18 protein-coding genes are annotated in these 16,685 nt (G+C 70.4%); 7 read left to right on the forward strand and 11 right to left on the reverse strand.

Annotated features, from left to right (window positions below; genetic code table 11):
• Positions 1–110 precede the first annotated feature (110 nt).
• The 10 genes from ABR737_RS20315 to ABR737_RS20360 all read right to left on the reverse strand — a co-directional run bounded on the left by ABR737_RS20315 (position 111) and on the right by ABR737_RS20360 (position 9,875).
• Complete coding sequence (locus ABR737_RS20315; protein WP_350251582.1) at positions 111–377, reverse strand: hypothetical protein; 267 nt, start codon at positions 375–377, stop codon at positions 111–113.
• Positions 378–666: 289 nt separating this feature from the next.
• Positions 667–1,203 carry a tRNA (adenosine(37)-N6)-threonylcarbamoyltransferase complex ATPase subunit type 1 TsaE gene (gene tsaE, locus ABR737_RS20320; protein ID WP_350251583.1) on the reverse strand — a complete coding sequence of 179 codons (537 nt, stop codon included), beginning with the start codon at positions 1,201–1,203 and terminating at the stop codon, positions 667–669.
• A gap of 109 nt (positions 1,204–1,312) precedes the next feature.
• Positions 1,313–2,638, reverse strand: coding sequence for an alpha/beta fold hydrolase (locus tag ABR737_RS20325; protein WP_350251585.1), 1,326 nt, complete (start codon positions 2,636–2,638; stop codon positions 1,313–1,315).
• A complete protein-coding gene (gene alr / locus ABR737_RS20330) occupies positions 2,635–3,822 on the reverse strand; it encodes an alanine racemase (RefSeq protein ID WP_350251586.1) in 1,188 nt (395 codons plus the stop codon). Before alr ends, ABR737_RS20325 begins: the two co-directional genes overlap by 4 nt.
• A 59-nt stretch (positions 3,823–3,881) precedes the next feature.
• The gene (locus tag ABR737_RS20335; protein ID WP_350251587.1) at positions 3,882–4,748 is read right to left on the reverse strand and encodes a L,D-transpeptidase; all 867 of its coding nucleotides are present in this window, start codon (positions 4,746–4,748) and stop codon (positions 3,882–3,884) included.
• A 199-nt stretch (positions 4,749–4,947) separates the two neighbouring features.
• Positions 4,948–6,372 (reverse strand): NAD(P)H-hydrate dehydratase, encoded by a 1,425-nt coding sequence (locus ABR737_RS20340; protein ID WP_350251588.1) that lies wholly within the window; start codon positions 6,370–6,372, stop codon positions 4,948–4,950.
• Positions 6,373–6,526: 154 nt separating this feature from the next.
• Positions 6,527–6,895 carry a holo-ACP synthase gene (locus ABR737_RS20345; RefSeq protein ID WP_350251589.1) on the reverse strand — a complete coding sequence of 123 codons (369 nt, stop codon included), beginning with the start codon at positions 6,893–6,895 and terminating at the stop codon, positions 6,527–6,529.
• A complete protein-coding gene (glmS, locus tag ABR737_RS20350; RefSeq protein ID WP_350251590.1) occupies positions 6,892–8,739 on the reverse strand; it encodes a glutamine--fructose-6-phosphate transaminase (isomerizing) in 1,848 nt (615 codons plus the stop codon). The genes ABR737_RS20345 and glmS overlap by 4 nt, the downstream gene beginning before the upstream one ends.
• A gap of 54 nt (positions 8,740–8,793) precedes the next feature.
• The gene (locus ABR737_RS20355; protein WP_502964348.1) at positions 8,794–9,009 is read right to left on the reverse strand and encodes a DUF397 domain-containing protein; all 216 of its coding nucleotides are present in this window, start codon (positions 9,007–9,009) and stop codon (positions 8,794–8,796) included.
• Positions 9,006–9,875 carry a helix-turn-helix domain-containing protein gene (locus ABR737_RS20360; RefSeq protein ID WP_350251591.1) on the reverse strand — a complete coding sequence of 290 codons (870 nt, stop codon included), beginning with the start codon at positions 9,873–9,875 and terminating at the stop codon, positions 9,006–9,008. The genes ABR737_RS20355 and ABR737_RS20360 overlap by 4 nt, the downstream gene beginning before the upstream one ends.
• 209 nt (positions 9,876–10,084) lie before the next feature.
• On the opposite strand from ABR737_RS20360, the gene ABR737_RS20365 reads away from it, so the two are divergent.
• The 5 genes from ABR737_RS20365 to ABR737_RS20385 all read left to right on the forward strand — a co-directional run bounded on the left by ABR737_RS20365 (position 10,085) and on the right by ABR737_RS20385 (position 13,758).
• Positions 10,085–10,615 carry an ATP-binding protein gene (locus ABR737_RS20365; RefSeq protein WP_350251592.1) on the forward strand — a complete coding sequence of 177 codons (531 nt, stop codon included), beginning with the start codon at positions 10,085–10,087 and terminating at the stop codon, positions 10,613–10,615.
• Positions 10,616–10,732: 117 nt separating this feature from the next.
• The gene (locus tag ABR737_RS20370; protein WP_350251593.1) at positions 10,733–10,870 is read left to right on the forward strand and encodes a hypothetical protein; all 138 of its coding nucleotides are present in this window, start codon (positions 10,733–10,735) and stop codon (positions 10,868–10,870) included.
• Positions 10,871–10,881: 11 nt separating this feature from the next.
• Complete coding sequence (locus ABR737_RS20375) at positions 10,882–12,069, forward strand: cupin domain-containing protein (RefSeq protein WP_350251594.1); 1,188 nt, start codon at positions 10,882–10,884, stop codon at positions 12,067–12,069.
• On the forward strand, positions 12,066–12,962 hold the full coding sequence (locus ABR737_RS20380) for an aldo/keto reductase (RefSeq protein ID WP_350251595.1): 897 nt from the start codon (positions 12,066–12,068) through the stop codon (positions 12,960–12,962). The genes ABR737_RS20375 and ABR737_RS20380 overlap by 4 nt, the downstream gene beginning before the upstream one ends.
• Positions 12,946–13,758: a hypothetical protein gene (locus tag ABR737_RS20385; RefSeq protein ID WP_350251596.1), complete on the forward strand. Its 813-nt coding sequence runs from the start codon at positions 12,946–12,948 to the stop codon at positions 13,756–13,758. Before ABR737_RS20380 ends, ABR737_RS20385 begins: the two co-directional genes overlap by 17 nt.
• Positions 13,759–14,204: 446 nt before the next feature.
• On the opposite strand, the gene ABR737_RS20390 is transcribed toward ABR737_RS20385, so the two are convergent.
• Entirely contained in the window at positions 14,205–14,483 is a 279-nt protein-coding gene (locus ABR737_RS20390; RefSeq protein WP_350251597.1) for a hypothetical protein, read from the reverse strand.
• 219 nt (positions 14,484–14,702) lie between these two features.
• Between ABR737_RS20390 and coaA the strand changes: the two genes are divergently transcribed.
• Together coaA and ABR737_RS20400 are read left to right on the forward strand one after the other, a co-directional pair.
• Entirely contained in the window at positions 14,703–15,686 is a 984-nt protein-coding gene (coaA, locus tag ABR737_RS20395) for a type I pantothenate kinase (RefSeq protein ID WP_350251598.1), read from the forward strand.
• 13 nt (positions 15,687–15,699) lie between these two features.
• Complete coding sequence (locus ABR737_RS20400) at positions 15,700–16,638, forward strand: DUF389 domain-containing protein (protein ID WP_350251599.1); 939 nt, start codon at positions 15,700–15,702, stop codon at positions 16,636–16,638.
• Positions 16,639–16,685 lie beyond the last annotated feature (47 nt).

Raw genomic sequence — 16,685 nt, forward strand, 5'->3', positions numbered from 1 at the left:
GCACGGCCCCGGCCGGTGGCGACTCCGGCCGGTGGCGACCCCCAGCGGTGGCGACCCCAGCGGTGGCGACTCCGGCCGGTTCCGCAGGCCTCCGTATTCGCCCCTACGGGCTACGCCGCGTCGCGGCCCGGGGTGGACGTGGGCGTGGACGCGGCTCCGGGCCCGTCCTGGTCCTCGTCCTCCGCTTCCGGCGCGCCGGCGGGCTTGCCCCGGCGGGCTTCCTCGGCGGCGTCGGGAGGCGTGGAGACGGCGCTGGCCGCGGCACCGGCCGCCAGCAGTTCATTCATGCTCGGCGTCTCGCGCGCGCCGCACGCGGCCGCCGCGACGGGGGTGCCCCCGCGCCCTTCAGGCGTGGTGGAGGGCTGGTGGGCCGACATGGACGCCTCCCGGGGCTCCTGGGACGAGCGACAGAAGCTAGGCTCGCTACTTAAGCTGGCTACTTAGGCTGACCTAACTGGGGTCTCCTCCCATGTCACCACGCCCGGCACCAGGTACGCAACATCTTACCGACGGCTTGTCGGAAACTACCGGGCGGTGTTGTCCGGATCGGTGTTGTCCGGATCGGCGCCCTCCGGTCCGCCCCCGGCGCCCCCGCCACCGCGGCCGGCAGGCCTCGGTACGGCCGCCGGCAGGCCCCGGACGGCTGTCAGCAGACTCGGACGGCCGTCAGCAGGTCTCCAGCGCGAGCAGCCCGGCGTCCGCCCAGCGTGCGCCGAGGCCGGTGACCGTCACCTCGCGCACATCGTCCACGTCGTCCTCGGGATGCCCGCCCGCGCCACCGGGCGCATCCGCACCCACGGCGCGCCCGATGACCACGTGCAGCCGGTCCTCGGACAACTCCTCGACCTTGCCGTCGCCCCACTCCACGACCACCACCGACTCCGGCAGCGAGACATCGAGGTCCAGGTCCTCCATCTCGTCCAGCCCGCCGCCGAGCCGGTACGCGTCGACGTGCACCAGCGCGGGGCCGCCGGTCAGCGAGGGGTGCACCCGGGCGATGACGAAGGTGGGCGAGGTCACGGCGCCGCGGACGCCCAGCGCCTCGCCCAGGCCACGGGTCAGCGTCGTCTTGCCGGCGCCCAGCTCACCGGTGAGCAGCACCAGGTCGCCGGGGCGCAGCAGCGGGGCCAGCCGGCGGCCCAACTCCTGCATCTGTGCGGGGGACTTGACGGTGACATGCGCAATGGCTCCGGTGGTGCTCATGCCGCAAATGGTACGTCCCGCCCGACGCCCCGCTGCCGCCGCTCGGACGACGCCCTGCCCGGCGGCAGCCCCGGCCGCCGCCCGGCAGGCCCCGGCAGGCCCCGGCCGCTCAGGCGCGGGCGTGCCGCGAGCTGCGGGCCGCCACGCTCGCCCGCTCCACCAGCGACACCAGATGCTCATTGACCAGCTCGGGCCGCTCCAGCATCACCAGATGCCCGGCGCCGGGCACACACACCAGGTCCGCGTGCGGCAGCACCTCGGCGATCGTCCGGCTGTGGTCGGCGGGAGTGATCAGGTCGCTCTCCCCGGCGAGCACCAGCGCGGGCACCGCGTCGTACGCCACCAGCGCCTCGGTCTTGTCGTGCACCGCGAACGCCGGGAAGAACTCGGCGACCACATCGATCGGGGTCGCCTCGATCAGCCGCTCGCCGAAGCGGGCGATCCCCGGGTCCACCTTCTCCGGCGTCCCGAACGAGTAGCGCTTGATCATCCCCGCGAAGAGATCGGCGGTGGCCCGCCGCCCGCGCTCGACGATCTCGCGCTGCCAGCCCAGCGCCTTGAGGACGCCCGGCGCGAGCCAGTGGAAGGCCTTGACGCCCATGGACGGCAGCCCGAAGCCGACCTCGCTGAGCCGGCCCGCGGAGGTGCCGATCAGGGCCACCCCGACCACCCGCTCCGCGACGTACTCGGGGAACTGGTCGGCCAGCGCCATCACCGTCATCCCGCCCATGGAGTGCCCGACCAGCACGATCGGCCCCTCGGGCACCGCGGCGTCCAGCACCGCCTTCAGGTCCCGGCCCAGCAGGTCGATGGTGACCGGTTCCGTGCCGTCGATCTGGCCGTGGCCGCGGGAGGAGCGGCCGTGGCTGCGCTGGTCCCAGTGGACGGTGCGCACCGTGCCGCGCAGCGCGGAGCGCTGGAAGTGCCAGGAGTCCTGGCTCAGGCAGTAGCCATGGCTGAAGACGACCGTGGGAGCCGCGGAGCGCCGCCCCAGCGCTGCCGTCAGCCGCTTGCGCAGGCCGCCGTGAGCCTCCTGCGCGGCGCGGGCCTCCTTGCCGCGGACCGGCTTGGCTGACCGGTCGCTCTTGCCGTGCTTGCCGTTCACCGCGCCCTTGGCCGCCGCGCCGTCCTTCTCCGGCGGGCCCGGCTCGTCGACCTCGTAATACAACTCGGTGCCGTCCTCGGCGACCGCGGCGCCCGGGGTGCCGCGCAGCGTGCCGTAGGGGCCCGCGGCGTCCAGCGCGAGCCGGGCGCGGCGCCGCATCCCGCGGCCGACCGTCAGTCGTTCTATCGCCACACCGGCCGCGGCACCCGCCGCGACCACGCCGATCGCGGCGCCGGCGACACCGGCGTGCCGGCCCGCCTTGGCCCAGTTGCCGGCCACCTCGGCCGCGGTCTCGACCGCCTGCACGGCGGCTTCCTGTCCCTCGGTCATGCCGTACCCCCCGTGAGCGCGCTGTCTCCTTCGGCTTCGCTCCCTGTGCCGCTGTCCACATAGACGCGTGGCACCCGGGATCCGATCCGGGTGACGATTTCATACCCGATGGTTCCGGCCACCCGGGCCCAGTCCTCGGCGGTCGGCTCACCGCGGTCCCCGGGGCCGAACAGCACGGCCGGATCGCCCGGCTCGGCGTGCTCGCCGCCCAGGTCGACCACGAACTGGTCCATCGCGATCCGCCCGGCGACCGTGCGCCACGCCCCGGCGACCAGCACGGGGCCGGCGCCGGAGGCATGCCGCGGGATGCCGTCGGCGTAGCCCAGCGGGACCAGCGCCAGGGTGGTCTCGCCGGACGTCGTGTAGTGGTGCCCGTACGACACGCCGTGGCCGCCCGGGACGCGCTTGACCGACGCGAGCGAGGCCTCCAGGGTCATCGCCGGCCGCAGCCCGAAGTCCTGGGAGGTGCCGACCTCGGGGCTGGGCGAGATGCCGTAGATGCCGATGCCGGTGCGGACCAGGTCGAAGTGCGCCTCGGGCAGCGTCAGCAGCGCCGGAGTGTTGGCGATGTGCCGCACCTCGGGGCGCAGCCCGGCCGTCTCGGCGGTCTTCAGCGCCGCGTGGAAGACGTCCAGCTGGGCGGCGATCGAGGGGTGTCCGGGCTCGTCGGCGCAGGCGAAGTGCGACCAGACGCCGGTGACGGTGAGCGTGCCCTCGGCCTCGGCGGCGCGGGCCGCGGCGGTCAGTTCCGGCCAGGCGGCGGGCGGGCAGCCGTTGCGGCCGAGACCGGTGTCGACCTTGAGCTGCACGCGGGCGGTGCGGCGGCACGCCCGCGCCGCCGCCCGCACCTCGTCGAGCGCCCACAGCCCGCTCACCGCGACGTCGATGTCCTGCTCGATCGCCCGCCGCCAGGGGCCGCCGGGCGTCCACAGCCAGCACAGCAGCCGCCCGGTGTCGCCGGCCGCCCGCAGCGCGAACGCCTCCTCGGGCAGTGCCGTGCCCAGCCAGCCCGCACCGGCCTCGCGGGCGGCGCGCCCGCAGCGCACCGCCCCGTGCCCGTAGCCATCGGACTTGACCACGGCCATCAGCTCTGCCCGGGGTGCACGGTCCCGCAGCGCACGGACATTCGACCGCACGGCGGCGACGTCAATGGCGGCACGGGCACGCTTCACTGTCTCGTTCATCCCCCTCAGTGTCGCAGGCGGCATTGCGCAGCCCCGGGGGACGGCCGGGGAAACCGCGCTCACACGCCGGGTTTCCGCCCCCAGACGTGGACGATGTCGCCCTTCTTGAGCACTTCCCAGGCCCTGCGCGCGTCCGTCATGGTGAGGTTGACGCAGCCGTGCGAGCCGGCCCCGGCGAAGATGTCCTCGTAGACGCCGTGCAGCGCCTCGCCGCGGTCGAAGAACTGGGCGTACGGCATGGAGGTGCCGTACAGGTTGGAAATGTGCCGCCGGTGCCGCAGATAGATCCGGTACGTACCGGTACGGGTCTCCATCGTCGGCGCACCGGAGCGGATCGCCACCGGGTCGAGGATCACCCGCCCGTCCTGCTGCACCCACATCAGCTGCCGGTTCAGATCGACGCACACCGTCCGCTCGGCCCGGTCGGGACAGTGACCGGCCCGGTTGGGGTCCTTCTTGGCCCGCATCACCCGCACGATCGCCCCGGTGACGGGCCCCGCGAAGCCGGACGCCGGCGCGATGCGGTGCGCCTGCTGGAACCGCCGGATCGCCCGGCAGTCCCCCGCACTCTGCCGCCCGTCGACCTCGCGCCCCAGATAGCGCTCCGCCTGCCGCTGGTAGGGCCCGGTGGCGGCACTGCAGCGCAGCGCCCGGGTGGCGGGGCGCTGCACCTCGGAGCGCGGCACGTACTCGATGTGCAGCTGCCGCCCCGGCTCCCCCGCCGTGCGCGGGATGCCGGGGACCAGGCCGGACGGTCCGTACGCGGCGGACGGCTGCGTCACGGCCACTTCGGACGGCTGCGTCACGGCCCGCACGGACGCCTGCCTCACGGCCACGGTGGGCGACGGTGCCACGGCCACCGCGGGCGGCCCGGCGACAACGAGCAACGAGGCGCAGACCAGCAGCGCCGGAAGAGTGCGTTTCATGCCCTCACGCATGCCGTGGCGGCGCGGCCGTTCGGCCCGCCGGGCGCCAGGTTCGCCCTGGTGCCCGCCCCATTCCCCCGCGGGGCGTAACGCCGCTCCGTTGCCTGCCGTCAGCCGGCCGGCCGCGGTCGGTCCCTCCTCCGCCGCCGGTCCGTCGCCGGTCCGCAGCCGGTCGTCATCTGCTGCCGGCCCTCTGCTGTCAGTCCGTCACATCCCGCCAGGCCGCCGCCAGATGGTCCGCGACCTCCGAGGCCAGGATCGGTGCGCCGGTCGGCCCGGCCGCCCGGCGGGCCGCCAGCCCGTGCAGATACGCACCGACCGATCCCGCGTCCCGCGCCGTGAGTCCCGCGGCGAGCAAGGCCCCCGTCACCCCCGACAGCACATCCCCGCTCCCGGCCGTCGCGAGCCAGCCGGTGCCCGTGGGGTTGACCCGCACCGGCCCGTTCGCCTCCGCCACCAGCGTCGTCGAGCCCTTGAGCAGCACCGTGGCGCCGTACCGCGCCGCCAGCTCCCGTACGGAGGCCAGCCGGGCCGCCTCGACCTCCTCGCGACCGCGCCCGAGCAACGCGGCGGCTTCCCCCGCATGCGGCGTCAGCAAGGTCGGGGCCGGGCGCTCGGCGACCCGGCGCGGCGTCAGGAACCGCAGCCCGTCCGCGTCCACCAGCACCGGAACCTCCGCCGCCAGCACGTCCTCCAGCGCGTCCGATTCCTCGCCGATGCCCGGACCGATCACCCACGACTGCACCCGGCCCGCCTTGTCCGGCGGCCCGGCATGCACCAGCGTCTCCGGGAAGTGCGCCAGCACCGCCTCGGCGGCCGGCCCGACATAGCGCACGGCCCCCGCGCCGCCCCGCAGCGCGCCCGCCACCGCGAGCACCGCCGCCCCCGGATAGCGCGCGGACCCGGCGACCACCCCGACCACGCCCCGCCGGTACTTGTCGCTCTCGGGCGCCGGGCGCGGCAGCAGTCCGGCCACGTCCGCGTGCTGCAGCGCCTCGGCGTCGGCCTCCCGCGGCAGGGTGAGCCCGATGTCCACCAGCCGCAGCGCGCCCGCCCGCTCGTGCGCCGGATCGATCAGCAGCCCCGGCTTGTACGCGCCGAACGTCACCGTGGCGTCGGCCCGTACGGCGTCCCCGGCGACCTCACCGCTGTCCGCGTCCACCCCGCTGGGCAGGTCCACCGCCACCACCGGCGCCGACTCCCATGCGGCTTGGGCGAGTTGGGCGGCCTCCGGGCGCAGCCCGCCCCGTCCGCCGATCCCGACGATCCCGTCCACGACCAGCGCGGCCCGTGCGATGTCCCGCCGCGCATCGGCCGAGACGCGCCCCCCGGCGGCCCGCAGCGCGGCCAGCCCGCCCTGGTGCACGCGGTCGGGCGAGAGCAGCACCGCCGCCACCCCGGCCCCCCGCCGCGCCAGCCGGGCACCGGCGTACAGCGCGTCCCCGCCGTTGTCACCGCTGCCCACCAGCAGCACCACCCGGGCTCCGTACACCCGCCCCAGCAAGTCCGCGCAGGCCACGGCCAGTCCGGCCGCCGCCCGCTGCATCAGGGCCCCTTCGGGCAACCGGGCCATGAGCTCTCGCTCGGCGGCCCGCACGGTCTCCACGCTGTAGGCAGTCCTCATGCCGACAAGTCTCGCCCCTCGCCCACGGGGTACGCGGCATTTCTCCCGCGGGCCCTCGCGGGGGATTTCCTCCCGCGAGGCAGCCCGGGCCCCTCACGCAAAGACGGCGCCCGCCCCCACCCGCGAACGGGAGGGGCGGGCGCCGCAGCGGTCCTCATCCCTCGGCGATCACCACGGCGGAGGCGACCCCCGCGTCATGGCTCAGCGACACATGCCACGACCTGACCCCGAGCTCCTTCGCCCGGGCCTCGACGGTGCCCCGTACCCGCAACCGCGGCCGGCCACTGTCCTCGACGTACACCTCGGCATCGCTCCAGTGCAGCCCGCCCGGTGCCCCGAGCGCCTTGGCCAGCGCCTCCTTGGCGGCGAACCGGGCCGCCAGCGAGGCGATGCCGCGGCGCTCACCGCTGGGCAGCATCAGCTCCTCCGCGATGAACAGCCGCTGCGCCAGCTCCGGCGTACGCTCCAGCGCCTCGCCGAAGCGCTCGATCTCGGCGACATCGATCCCGACCCCGATGATCACTCGACCGTCACCGACTTGGCGAGGTTGCGCGGCTGGTCGACCTCGTTGCCACGGGCGGTGGCCAGCTCGCAGGCGAACACCTGCAGCGGGATCGTGGAGACCAGCGGCTGCAGCAGCACCGGTGTCCGCGGAATGCGCACGAGGTGATCGGCGTAGGGCACCACCGTCTCGTCCCCCTCCTCCGCGATCACGATCGTCCGCGCCCCCCGGGCCCGGATCTCCTGGATATTCGACACGATCTTGTCGTGCAGCACCGACCGTCCCCGCGGCGACGGCACGACGACGACCACCGGCAGATCGTCCTCGATCAGCGCGATCGGCCCGTGCTTGAGCTCCCCGGCCGCAAAGCCCTCCGCGTGCATATACGCGAGTTCCTTGAGCTTGAGCGCACCCTCCAGCGCCACCGGATAGCCCACATGCCGGCCGAGGAAGAGCACCGTGTTCTTGTCGGCGAGCGAGCGCGCCAGCTCCCGCACCGGCTCCATCGTGCCGAGCACCTGCTCGACCTGGGTGCCGATGGCCGCCAGTTCGCGCACCACGTCCCGGATCTCGTCGCCCCACTTCGTGCCCCGCACCTGCGCGACGTACAGCGCCACCAGGTAACAGGCCACCAGCTGCGTCAGGAACGCCTTGGTCGACGCCACCGCGACCTCGGGCCCGGCGTGCGTGTACAGCACCGCGTCCGACTCCCGCGGAATGGTCGAGCCGTTCGTGTTGCAGATGGCGAGCACCTTCGCGCCCTGCTCGCGCGCATGGCGCAGCGCCATCAGGGTGTCCATGGTCTCGCCGGACTGACTGATCGCGATGACCAGCGTCCGCCGGTCCAGGATCGGGTCGCGGTAGCGGAATTCGCTCGCCAGCTCCGTCTCGCACGGAATCCGCGTCCAGTGCTCGATCGCGTACTTGGCGATCATCCCCGCGTGGTACGCCGTCCCGCAGGCCACGATGACGACCTTGTCGACCTCGCGCAGCTCGGCGGGCGGGATCCGCACCTCGTCCAGGGACAGCACCCCCGAGGCGTCGATCCGCCCCAGCAGCGTGTCGGCCACGGCCTTCGGCTGCTCCGCGATCTCCTTCAGCATGAAGTAGTCGTAGCCGCCCTTCTCGGCGGCCGAGGCGTCCCAGTCGATGTGGTACTCGCGCACCTCGGCGGGCGCCCCGTCGAAGCCGGTGACCGTCACCGCTTCCCGGCGCAGCTCCACCACCTGGTCCTGCCCCAGCTCGATCGCCTCACGGGTGTGCGCGATGAACGCCGCCACATCCGACGCGAGGAAGGCCTCACCGTCCCCGACCCCCACCACCAGCGGCGAGTTCCGACGCGCCCCGACCACCACGTCCGGCTCGTCGGCATGCACCGCGACCAGCGTGAACGCACCCTCCAGCTGCCGGCAGACCTGCCGCATCGCCTCGGCCAGCTCCCCGCAGGACGAGTAGGCCTCGGCCAGCAGATGCGCCACGACCTCGGTATCCGTCTCGGACGCCAACTCGTGTCCGCGGTCGGTGAGTTCCGCGCGCAGCCCGGCGAAGTTCTCGATGATGCCGTTGTGCACGACGGAGACCCGGCCGGCGTTGTCCATATGGGGATGGGCGTTGCCGTCGGTGGGCCCGCCGTGGGTGGCCCACCGGGTGTGCCCGATACCGGTCGAGCCGGCCGGCAACGGCCGGTCGGCCAGCTCCTTCTCCAGATTGGCGAGCTTGCCGGCCTTCTTGGCCGCTGCCAGCCCGCCATCGGCCAGCACGGCGATACCCGCCGAGTCATAGCCGCGGTACTCCAGCCGCTTCAAACCGGCCAGGACAACGTCAAGGGCGCTCTGCCCGCCCACATATCCCACGATTCCGCACATGGGGGCAGGGTACGCCGGGGCCCTGAACGACCACCGCCGGCATGTACCGGCGAGTCACCGATCGAAGGATCCGGCCTTCACAGCGCCAACGAATGCCGCCCATGCACCGGGCGCGTGAAACTGCGTCCCGCCCTCACGGTCCTTACTGTCCCGGACGGCCCGGCCGCCGTCGGCGGTGTGCGCTACCTCCACGCACTCCTGGTTGATCCCCTGCGAGGCTCTGGCCTTGACGAACTCGGTGACGATCTCACGGCTCTCTATCGAGGTCACTTCTCACCCTCCGGCATGTTCGCTATCGCTTTGTCGAGGAACGTGAGGCTCTGCTTACGGCTCAGCGCCGCAGACCGGAGCGCTTCAAAGATGCGGGCATGCTTGGCGACATCGTCCAGATCCTCAATGATCACCGTGCTGGTCGTACTGTCGAACGCAACAGCTTCCGGTGCGGGCTCCGGGCCGAACGAGAAGATGGAGAAGTGCGACGCCATATGCGCGGCACCCCATTCCGAGTACGGGAGAACCTGCAGCGTGACATTCTTCCGCTGGGCCAGCTCATGGATGTGTGTCAGCTGCTCCCGGTGCACTTCCCGTGACGGCATCGGGGCAGTCAACGCCGGCTCCCACACGACCGCGGCGAATTGCGCCCCGCCCTCTTCGATGACTCGCTTTCGCTCTCGCCGAACCGCCAGGGCCTTCTCGACGGTTTCCGCGGAATACGTCGTGTGGCTGCCGTCGACGAGCGCCTTGAGGTAGCCCGGCGTCTGCAACAGTCCGGGAATGAACAGCGGCTGCCATGTCCGGATGTACGAGGCGTCGACCTCCAGCGCAATCAGGTCGGCATGTTCCTCGCTCACCATTCCCGCATAGTCGAGCCACCAGCCACGCTTGTTGCTCACCCGGGCGAGGTGCTCCAACTGCGTTCTTGCATTCTCGTCTGACACCTCGTAGAGGTCCAACAGCACACGGACGTCCCCGACGCGCGACGCGCTGATGCCTCCTTCAACGCGGCTGATCTTGGCGATCGAGCAGCCCAGCACCTCGGCCGCATGCTCCTGGTCGAGCCGAGCGGCGAGCCGGTACCGCTTGAGTGCCGCACCGAGCCGCCGACTACGCACCGTGGGCTTCCCACCTACGGGCATGCCACCTCCCTGTCGTACACATCCAGGATGCACAGTAACCCCCCACGCACACCAGGTAATTGAGACTCCCAGTGGCTCGCAAATTTACAACTATTGGGGACTTGCAACTTGCGCCCGCGCGGCCCTAGCGTCAGGCACGTCACTCCTTGTCGCCATTCAAGGACGTTGAGTGATCATGGTTACGCCTGCCCACCACCCTTGGGGGACACATGTCCGGGCGCACACGCACCAAGAGGTTCCAGGTCCGGAAGGACTCCGTCGCCGCCGCTCGACGCCACGTCAGGACGACCCTGACCGACTGGAAACTCGGCGGCCTCATCGAGGACAGCGTCCTCATCACCAGCGAACTGACCACCAACGCCGTCAACCACGCCAAGGGCACGGGCGACTACTTCGAGCTGGCTTTACGCCGCCGCAACGGCATCCTGGTCCTAGAGGTCGCCGACTCCTACCAGTGGCACATGCCTGAGCTGGAGAAGGCCGCCCCGGACGATCCCTCCGGCCGCGGTCTGTTCATCGTGGACACCCTTTCCCAGCACTGGGGGGGTACGGCCGCGCAACCCCGGCAAGACGGTGTGGGCACACCTTGCAATCAACCGCCCGGAAGGGCCATGAGCTTTTCTTCGCGGACATCCCTAAAACCCCCGTTGACTCCCACCCCTCCGCACGCGGGGGCGCAGTGGGTACGCGACGCGGTCGCCCGGAAAGAGAGCGAGCCAGGCGACCGCCGAAGCTTTTAAGCCCCCTGTTCGGTGACCAGAAACGAACGGCTCAGTGTCACCCGAACGGGGTAGCAAATGCAGGTCGTACGGGGACCTCCCCCGCACGAGTTCAGCAGCTCCAAGAAGGAGAACACCATGGCTGCAACACCGGTTACCGGCACGGCCGGTAAGGGTGACGATCTGCTGGTCGCCAAGAAAAAGGTGACCGCCGCCCGCTCCCGAATGGAGACCCCGTCCGACACCACTGCCGGTAAGTCCGACGGCAACGACTGACGGGACTCAACATGACCGCTGATACGTCTGCGGTCGTCGCGCGCCTCGGCGGGGACTTATTCCTCGCCGAGGCGTTCGGCCGCACTTACCATTTGGTACGCGGCGACGCCGGCACGGTCTCGGACCTGCTGACGTGGGACGACCTCAATTGGATTCTCGGCCGGAATCGCATGGAGGTACCGCGCCTGCGGCTCTCCAAGGACGGGGAGATGGTCCCCCAGGACGCCTACACGCTCCCGTTCGTGACACGGCGCAGCACGGTGTGGCACCGCCTTCACCCCGCAGCATTCCACCAGCAGATCGACCAGGGCGCGACCTTGGTTATTGATGCGATCGACGAGCTACACCCTGGGGTACAGCGTTTGGCAGGCGACCTTGAACGCTGGCTTCGCACCCAGGTCCAAGTCAACCTGTACGCCTCGTGGAGCGGTCGCGAGGGCTTCGGGACACATTGGGATGATCACGATGTTGTGGTCGTCCAGCTCGACGGATCGAAGCGGTGGAAGCTCTACGGCCCGACACGCGTAGCGCCGATGCACCGCGATGTGCAGCTTCCGGACGAGCCTCCTGACGTGCCTACTGCCGAATTCGTCCTCAAGGCCGGGGACGTGCTCTACCTTCCGCGCGGCTGGTGGCACAACGTCGCGGCGTCCGAGGGTGAACGGTCCCTCCATCTGACATGTGGGCTAACCTCCATGACCGGCTCCGACCTGATCATCTGGCTCTCTGAGATCCTTCGTAGGGACGACGTTGTACGGAGAGATCTGCCGCGCTTCGGCACTGCGCAGGAGAAGCAGGATTTCGTGGACGCGCTCCGCGATCTGCTGACCAAAGAATTGGACAGCGGAAGCCTCGTTGACCGTTATGCCGGCCATCATGACGCCACAGAGCGCATTAGGTTCCGCACCTCTCTCCCTCACATCGCGGCCATACCCACCGAGCCTGAACAGCTTGTTCAGATGCTGACGACAAGGCACACGCTCGCGTCTGATGAGGAAGGGAACGTTGTGCTGACCGCAGGCGGTGAGAGCTGGACGTTCGCCAATGCTGCCCGCACGTTGCTGGAACGGCTCACTGATGGGCAGCCGCATACGCTTAATGGCCTTACCGATGGTACGGACCTCACCCTGCAACAGGCCGCCAGAGTGGTGGAAGAGTTGGTCAAGGGACAGGTTGCAGCGGTAGGGAGCGAACTGTGACCGCCACGCTGGCTCTGGGTACCTACCGATGCCGAGGAGTAGCAGAATCAGCGGAAGTCGCGGTGAAGGCGGACGTTGATTGGATCGACACCGCGCCGAACTACCAGCAGGGCCAAGCGGAACGGCAGCTCGCACCAGTTTTGGCGACCTATCCAGGGATGCGGGTCTCCACGAAGGCGGGGTTTTTCACGAAGGCTCGGGCATCCGAAGCTGTGGAGGCCGGCGTCCTGACTCAGGAACAGGCAGACCGAGGGCACAGCCTTAAGCCGGCCTTCCTGAGCTGGCAAACCGCCCGCAGTAAGGAGGATCTAGGCCGCGCGGCCGACATCGTGTTTCTCCACAACCCGGAAACCGGGCACCGTACTCCCAAAGAACTGGAGCAAAGCCTCCTTCCGGCATTCGAGGCCCTGGAGGAGTCCTGTGCTCGGGGGATTACAAGGGGGTACGGCATTGCAACCTGGTCCGGTCTGCACGACGACCTGATGACAGTCGATCGGCTGTTGGCCCTCGCCCACCGGGCCGGTGGTCCGCGCCACCATTTGCGAACCATCCAGCTCCCGCTATCCCTGGTGCAGCTCTCGCCGCTCGCGGAAGCGGTTCGTGGCCGGGGCGTACTCCTGGATGCGTACGAGGCGGGCCTTGAAGTGTTCGCCTCCGCTCCACTGCATGGAGGGGAGCTGATGAGCATCGTGACACCGGACGTGGCCAAACAGCTTGTGCCGGGCATGACGCCGTTGGAAGCGGTTCTCGGCACTCTGGCCTCATCCCCTGGCGTGACGAGGATTTTGCTCTCCGCGAGCACGCCGGAACACTGGGCCGATGCCGCCGCCGCTGTCTCGCGGCCCATCACGTCGCCTCAACTCCGGAGGATTGTCGATGCCTTCAGCTCCTGATGACGTCACTGCGGGACGCCTGCAACAGGCTCTGCGCCACGCTGCCTCTGTCCTCCATGTGACTCTCGCCGGTCCACCCATCTGGGGGTGGGAGGGAAAGGGCATCAGCGGTCCAGCCGACAAGGCTCTCTGGCTTCGACTGAGCTGTATTCCTGCCGACCGCACGCCCTCATGGGATGGCGCAGAGGCAGCGGAAAAAGCTGTTCCCGACGGCATCCCCCGCCCTAGGCTCCATGAGATCAGCGAGTGGAGGGCAGACGAGTTCGCCTACCGGGCGGAGCTGTACGACCGGGTAACCCGGCAGCCATTGAGCGACGGGGCGCTACTGTCCACTTCTCCGGACCTGCCTGATACGTGGTGGAAGGATCTGCGGACATCGCTGGACTCCCTGACCAAAGCGAAGACAGATCGCGTCGCCATCCGCCAGGAACGACTTCACTGGGCAATGCCGAAGTTCCTCGGGACGGAGCTGGACACTGAGGTACCGGAGTGGTCCACCGCGCACGCTGACATCCAGTGGAGCAACCTCATCAGCCCCGAACTGTGCATCCTCGACTGGGAGCGTTGGGGTAAGGCGCCTGCGGGGTACGACGCAGCGACCTTGTTCATCTCCAGCCTGACGGTCCCGGAGACCGCTGCTCGTGTCCGACAGGAGTTCGCAAGTGTCCTGGACACGCCGACTGGACGCTTCTCTGAGCTGGTGGTGGCGTCTGAGTTCCTACAAGGCATGCAGCGCGGCAACAACCTGGAGCTGGAGATGCCACTGAAGCAGCGGGTTGCCTATCTGCTCGGCTAGGGCTGATGAGAGGCGGATCACGTCATCGAGTGCGACCTGGCCGGCATCGAGGCGCCGATGCACTGCGACGTGCGCACGAAGACGATCACCGCGCTGCTCTACCTCGACGAGTAGCCCACGGCGCCCCGCCGTGCGCCACTGACCTGACGCGCTGTGCCCCGCTCCAAGGTATCGGAGCGGGGCTACAGCCCGCGGGGGCCAGTGCAGGTGGAACATGCCGTCACGGGCGCCGAGCGTCAACGCCTCCCGCTCAGCCGCGGTGTACCGAATCAGCGGTGCGCGCCGACCAGGAGCCCGACAGGGAGTGTGCTGGCCGGTCCGGCAGCACACGGAGCACGGAGACCCGGGCGATCGACCCGGGAGATCGGAGGACCACGTAAGAGAACAGGTCCACAGCGATCACGGAGGCCCGCAGCCGGACACCGGTTGACGGTGTCCAACTCGCCTCAAAACCCCCGCGCTATCCGCGCATGCGCCTCGCGCACCGTCTCCAGGAACTCCTCGTCCGCCTCTGCGTCCGCACCGAGTTCGCTGCCCGGCTCGTAGCGTTCCAGGAAGTCCTGTAAATCTTCCCCCAGGTCCTCTTCGGGCAGCTCCTCCGCCAGCTCGGCGTACACCCGCGCGGCGAAGCCGTCCGAGGCGGCATCCGCCGCCCGGCCCCCGGTCGCGCTTGTGGTCCTCCCCCACGGCCACTGTCCCAGCAGGCCGGCCCTACGCGCTCCCACACGCACCCCCTGAATCGTCCTCGGCCCGCAGCCGGGCCTCTCCCCGCTGCCGACCGTACCGGGCAAAAACCCTCGGGTACAGACACCCGGGCAGAGAAGCCCCCAAGCCCGCCCTGACGTCCACAAGACCGGCCTCCGCGGTACCCGGGCGAGCAGCCCGGGGTGCCCACCGTGACACCCCGAGATGAACGGCGGGTGGCGGCTGCGCACAATGGGCGCGTGCCCCTGACGACCGATCCGCAGCAACGACGCCGCGCCGACAGCTCCCCGTACGTCGATCTGACGCGCGCACAGTGGAGCGCCCTGCGGGAGAAGACCCCCCTGCCCCTGACGGCCGACGAGGTCGAACGGCTGCGGGGCCTGGGCGATGTCATCGACCTCGACGAGGTGCGCGATGTCTACCTCCCGCTGTCCCGGCTCCTCAACCTCTACGTCGGCGCCACCAGCAATCTGCGCGGCGCGCTGAACACCTTCCTCGGCGATGCGGGCGGCGGCCCCCAGCCCGGCACCCCGTTCGTCATCGGGGTCGCGGGCAGCGTGGCGGTCGGGAAGTCCACCACCGCCCGGCTGCTGCAGGCGCTGCTGGCCCGCTGGCCCGAGCATCCGCGCGTCGAGCTGGTCACCACCGACGGCTTCCTGTTCCCCAACGCCGAGCTGCACCGCCGCGGCCTGATGTCCCGTAAGGGTTTCCCCGAGTCCTACGACCGGCGGGCGCTGACCCGCTTCGTCGCGGATGTGAAGGCCGGCAAGGCGGAGGTCACCGCCCCCGTCTACTCCCACCTCATCTACGACATCGTGCCCGGCGAGCGGCTGACCGTGCACCGCCCGGACATCCTCATCGTCGAGGGCCTGAACGTCCTGCAGCCGGCGCTGCCGGGCAAGGACGGCCGCACCCGCCTCGGGCTCGCCGACTTCTTCGACTTCTCCGTCTACGTCGACGCCCGCACCGAGGACATCGAGAAGTGGTATCTCGGGCGCTTCCGCAAGCTGCGCGAGACGGCCTTCCAGAACCCGTTCTCGTACTTCCGCAAGTACACCCAGGTCTCCGAGGACGAAGCCCTCGACTACGCCCGGATGATCTGGCGCACCGTCAACAAGCCCAACCTGCAGCAGAACGTGGCCCCGACCCGCGGCCGCGCCAACCTGGTGCTGCGCAAGGGGCCGGACCACAAGGTGCAGCGGCTGTCGTTGCGCAAGCTCTAGGAAGGCGCACACCGTGCTGCATCTACGTCTGATCGCCCCCGACAGCCGCACGGACGACGTGCTCCGGCTGCTGGAGACGACCGTCGGAGTGACCCATCTGGTGGTGCTGAGCGGGGCGGCCCGCGACCCGCAGGGCGACGTGGTGATGTGCGACGTCGCACGGGAGGCCGCTGACGGTCTGCTGGCCGGGCTCCGGGCGATGGAGCTGGACAGGACCGGTTCCATCGCGCTGGAGAACATCGATCTGTCGCTGTCCCGGCGGGCCGACCGGGCGGCGGAGGACGCCCCCGGTGAGGGCTCCGACGCCGTGCTGTGGGAGTCGCTGACCGACGCCACCCATGAGGAGTCGACGCTCTCCGCGACCTATCTGGCGTTCCTGACGGTCGCCACGATGATCGCGGCCTGCGGTGTCGTCCTCGACAACGCGATCCTGATCGTCGGCGCGATGGCCGTGGGCCCGGAGTTCGGACCGCTGGCCGGTATCTGCACCGCGCTCGTCCGCCGGGCCCCACGGCTGGCCTGGCGCTCCCTGGTGGCGCTGCTCGTGGGGTTCGTGGTGGCGATGGCGGTCACCGTGGGCTTCAGCCTCTTCATGGACGCAGTGGGCCTCTTCCACATCGAGGACCTGGACGCCGCGCGCCCGAACACCCACTTCATCTACCGGCCCGACTGGTTCTCGTTCGTCGTCGCCGTGCTCGCCGGTATCGCCGGGGTGCTCTCGCTGACGTCGGCGAAGTCGGGCGCCCTGGTCGGTGTGGCGATCTCCGTGACCACCGTCCCGGCTGCCGCCAACGCCGCGGTGGCACTCGGCTACCAGGAGTACGGCCAAGCCTGGCTCTCCATGGAGCAGTTGCTGCTGAACCTGGCGGGCATCGTCCTGGCCGGCACCCTGACCCTGACCGCCCAGAAGCTGCTGTGGGCCCGGCAGAACACCGGGCAACGGGCCGGCTAAGGCCTGTCCCTGACTGTCCGGCCGCCCACGAAAAGGCCCCGCCCGAT

It is taken from the genome of Streptomyces sp. Edi2 (assembly GCF_040253635.1).
GTDB lineage: Bacteria > Actinomycetota > Actinomycetes > Streptomycetales > Streptomycetaceae > Streptomyces.

Bases quoted from the DNA above. Each gene is read 5' to 3' on its own strand.
- ABR737_RS20365 (WP_350251592.1), top strand. From the start codon at position 10,085: ATGTCCGGGCGCACACGCACCAAGAGGTTCCAGGTCCGGAAGGACTCC.
- ABR737_RS20315 (WP_350251582.1), bottom strand. From the start codon at position 377: ATGTCGGCCCACCAGCCCTCCACCACGCCTGAAGGGCGCGGGGGCACC.
- ABR737_RS20325 (WP_350251585.1), bottom strand. From the start codon at position 2,638: ATGACCGAGGGACAGGAAGCCGCCGTGCAGGCGGTCGAGACCGCGGCC.
- ABR737_RS20375 (WP_350251594.1), top strand. From the start codon at position 10,882: ATGACCGCTGATACGTCTGCGGTCGTCGCGCGCCTCGGCGGGGACTTA.
- tsaE (WP_350251583.1), bottom strand. From the start codon at position 1,203: ATGAGCACCACCGGAGCCATTGCGCATGTCACCGTCAAGTCCCCCGCA.
- ABR737_RS20340 (WP_350251588.1), bottom strand. From the start codon at position 6,372: ATGAGGACTGCCTACAGCGTGGAGACCGTGCGGGCCGCCGAGCGAGAG.
- ABR737_RS20335 (WP_350251587.1), bottom strand. From the start codon at position 4,748: ATGAAACGCACTCTTCCGGCGCTGCTGGTCTGCGCCTCGTTGCTCGTT.
- ABR737_RS20370 (WP_350251593.1), top strand. From the start codon at position 10,733: ATGGCTGCAACACCGGTTACCGGCACGGCCGGTAAGGGTGACGATCTG.
- ABR737_RS20360 (WP_350251591.1), bottom strand. From the start codon at position 9,875: ATGCCCGTAGGTGGGAAGCCCACGGTGCGTAGTCGGCGGCTCGGTGCG.
- glmS (WP_350251590.1), bottom strand. From the start codon at position 8,739: ATGTGCGGAATCGTGGGATATGTGGGCGGGCAGAGCGCCCTTGACGTT.
- alr (WP_350251586.1), bottom strand. From the start codon at position 3,822: ATGAACGAGACAGTGAAGCGTGCCCGTGCCGCCATTGACGTCGCCGCC.
- ABR737_RS20385 (WP_350251596.1), top strand. From the start codon at position 12,946: ATGCCTTCAGCTCCTGATGACGTCACTGCGGGACGCCTGCAACAGGCT.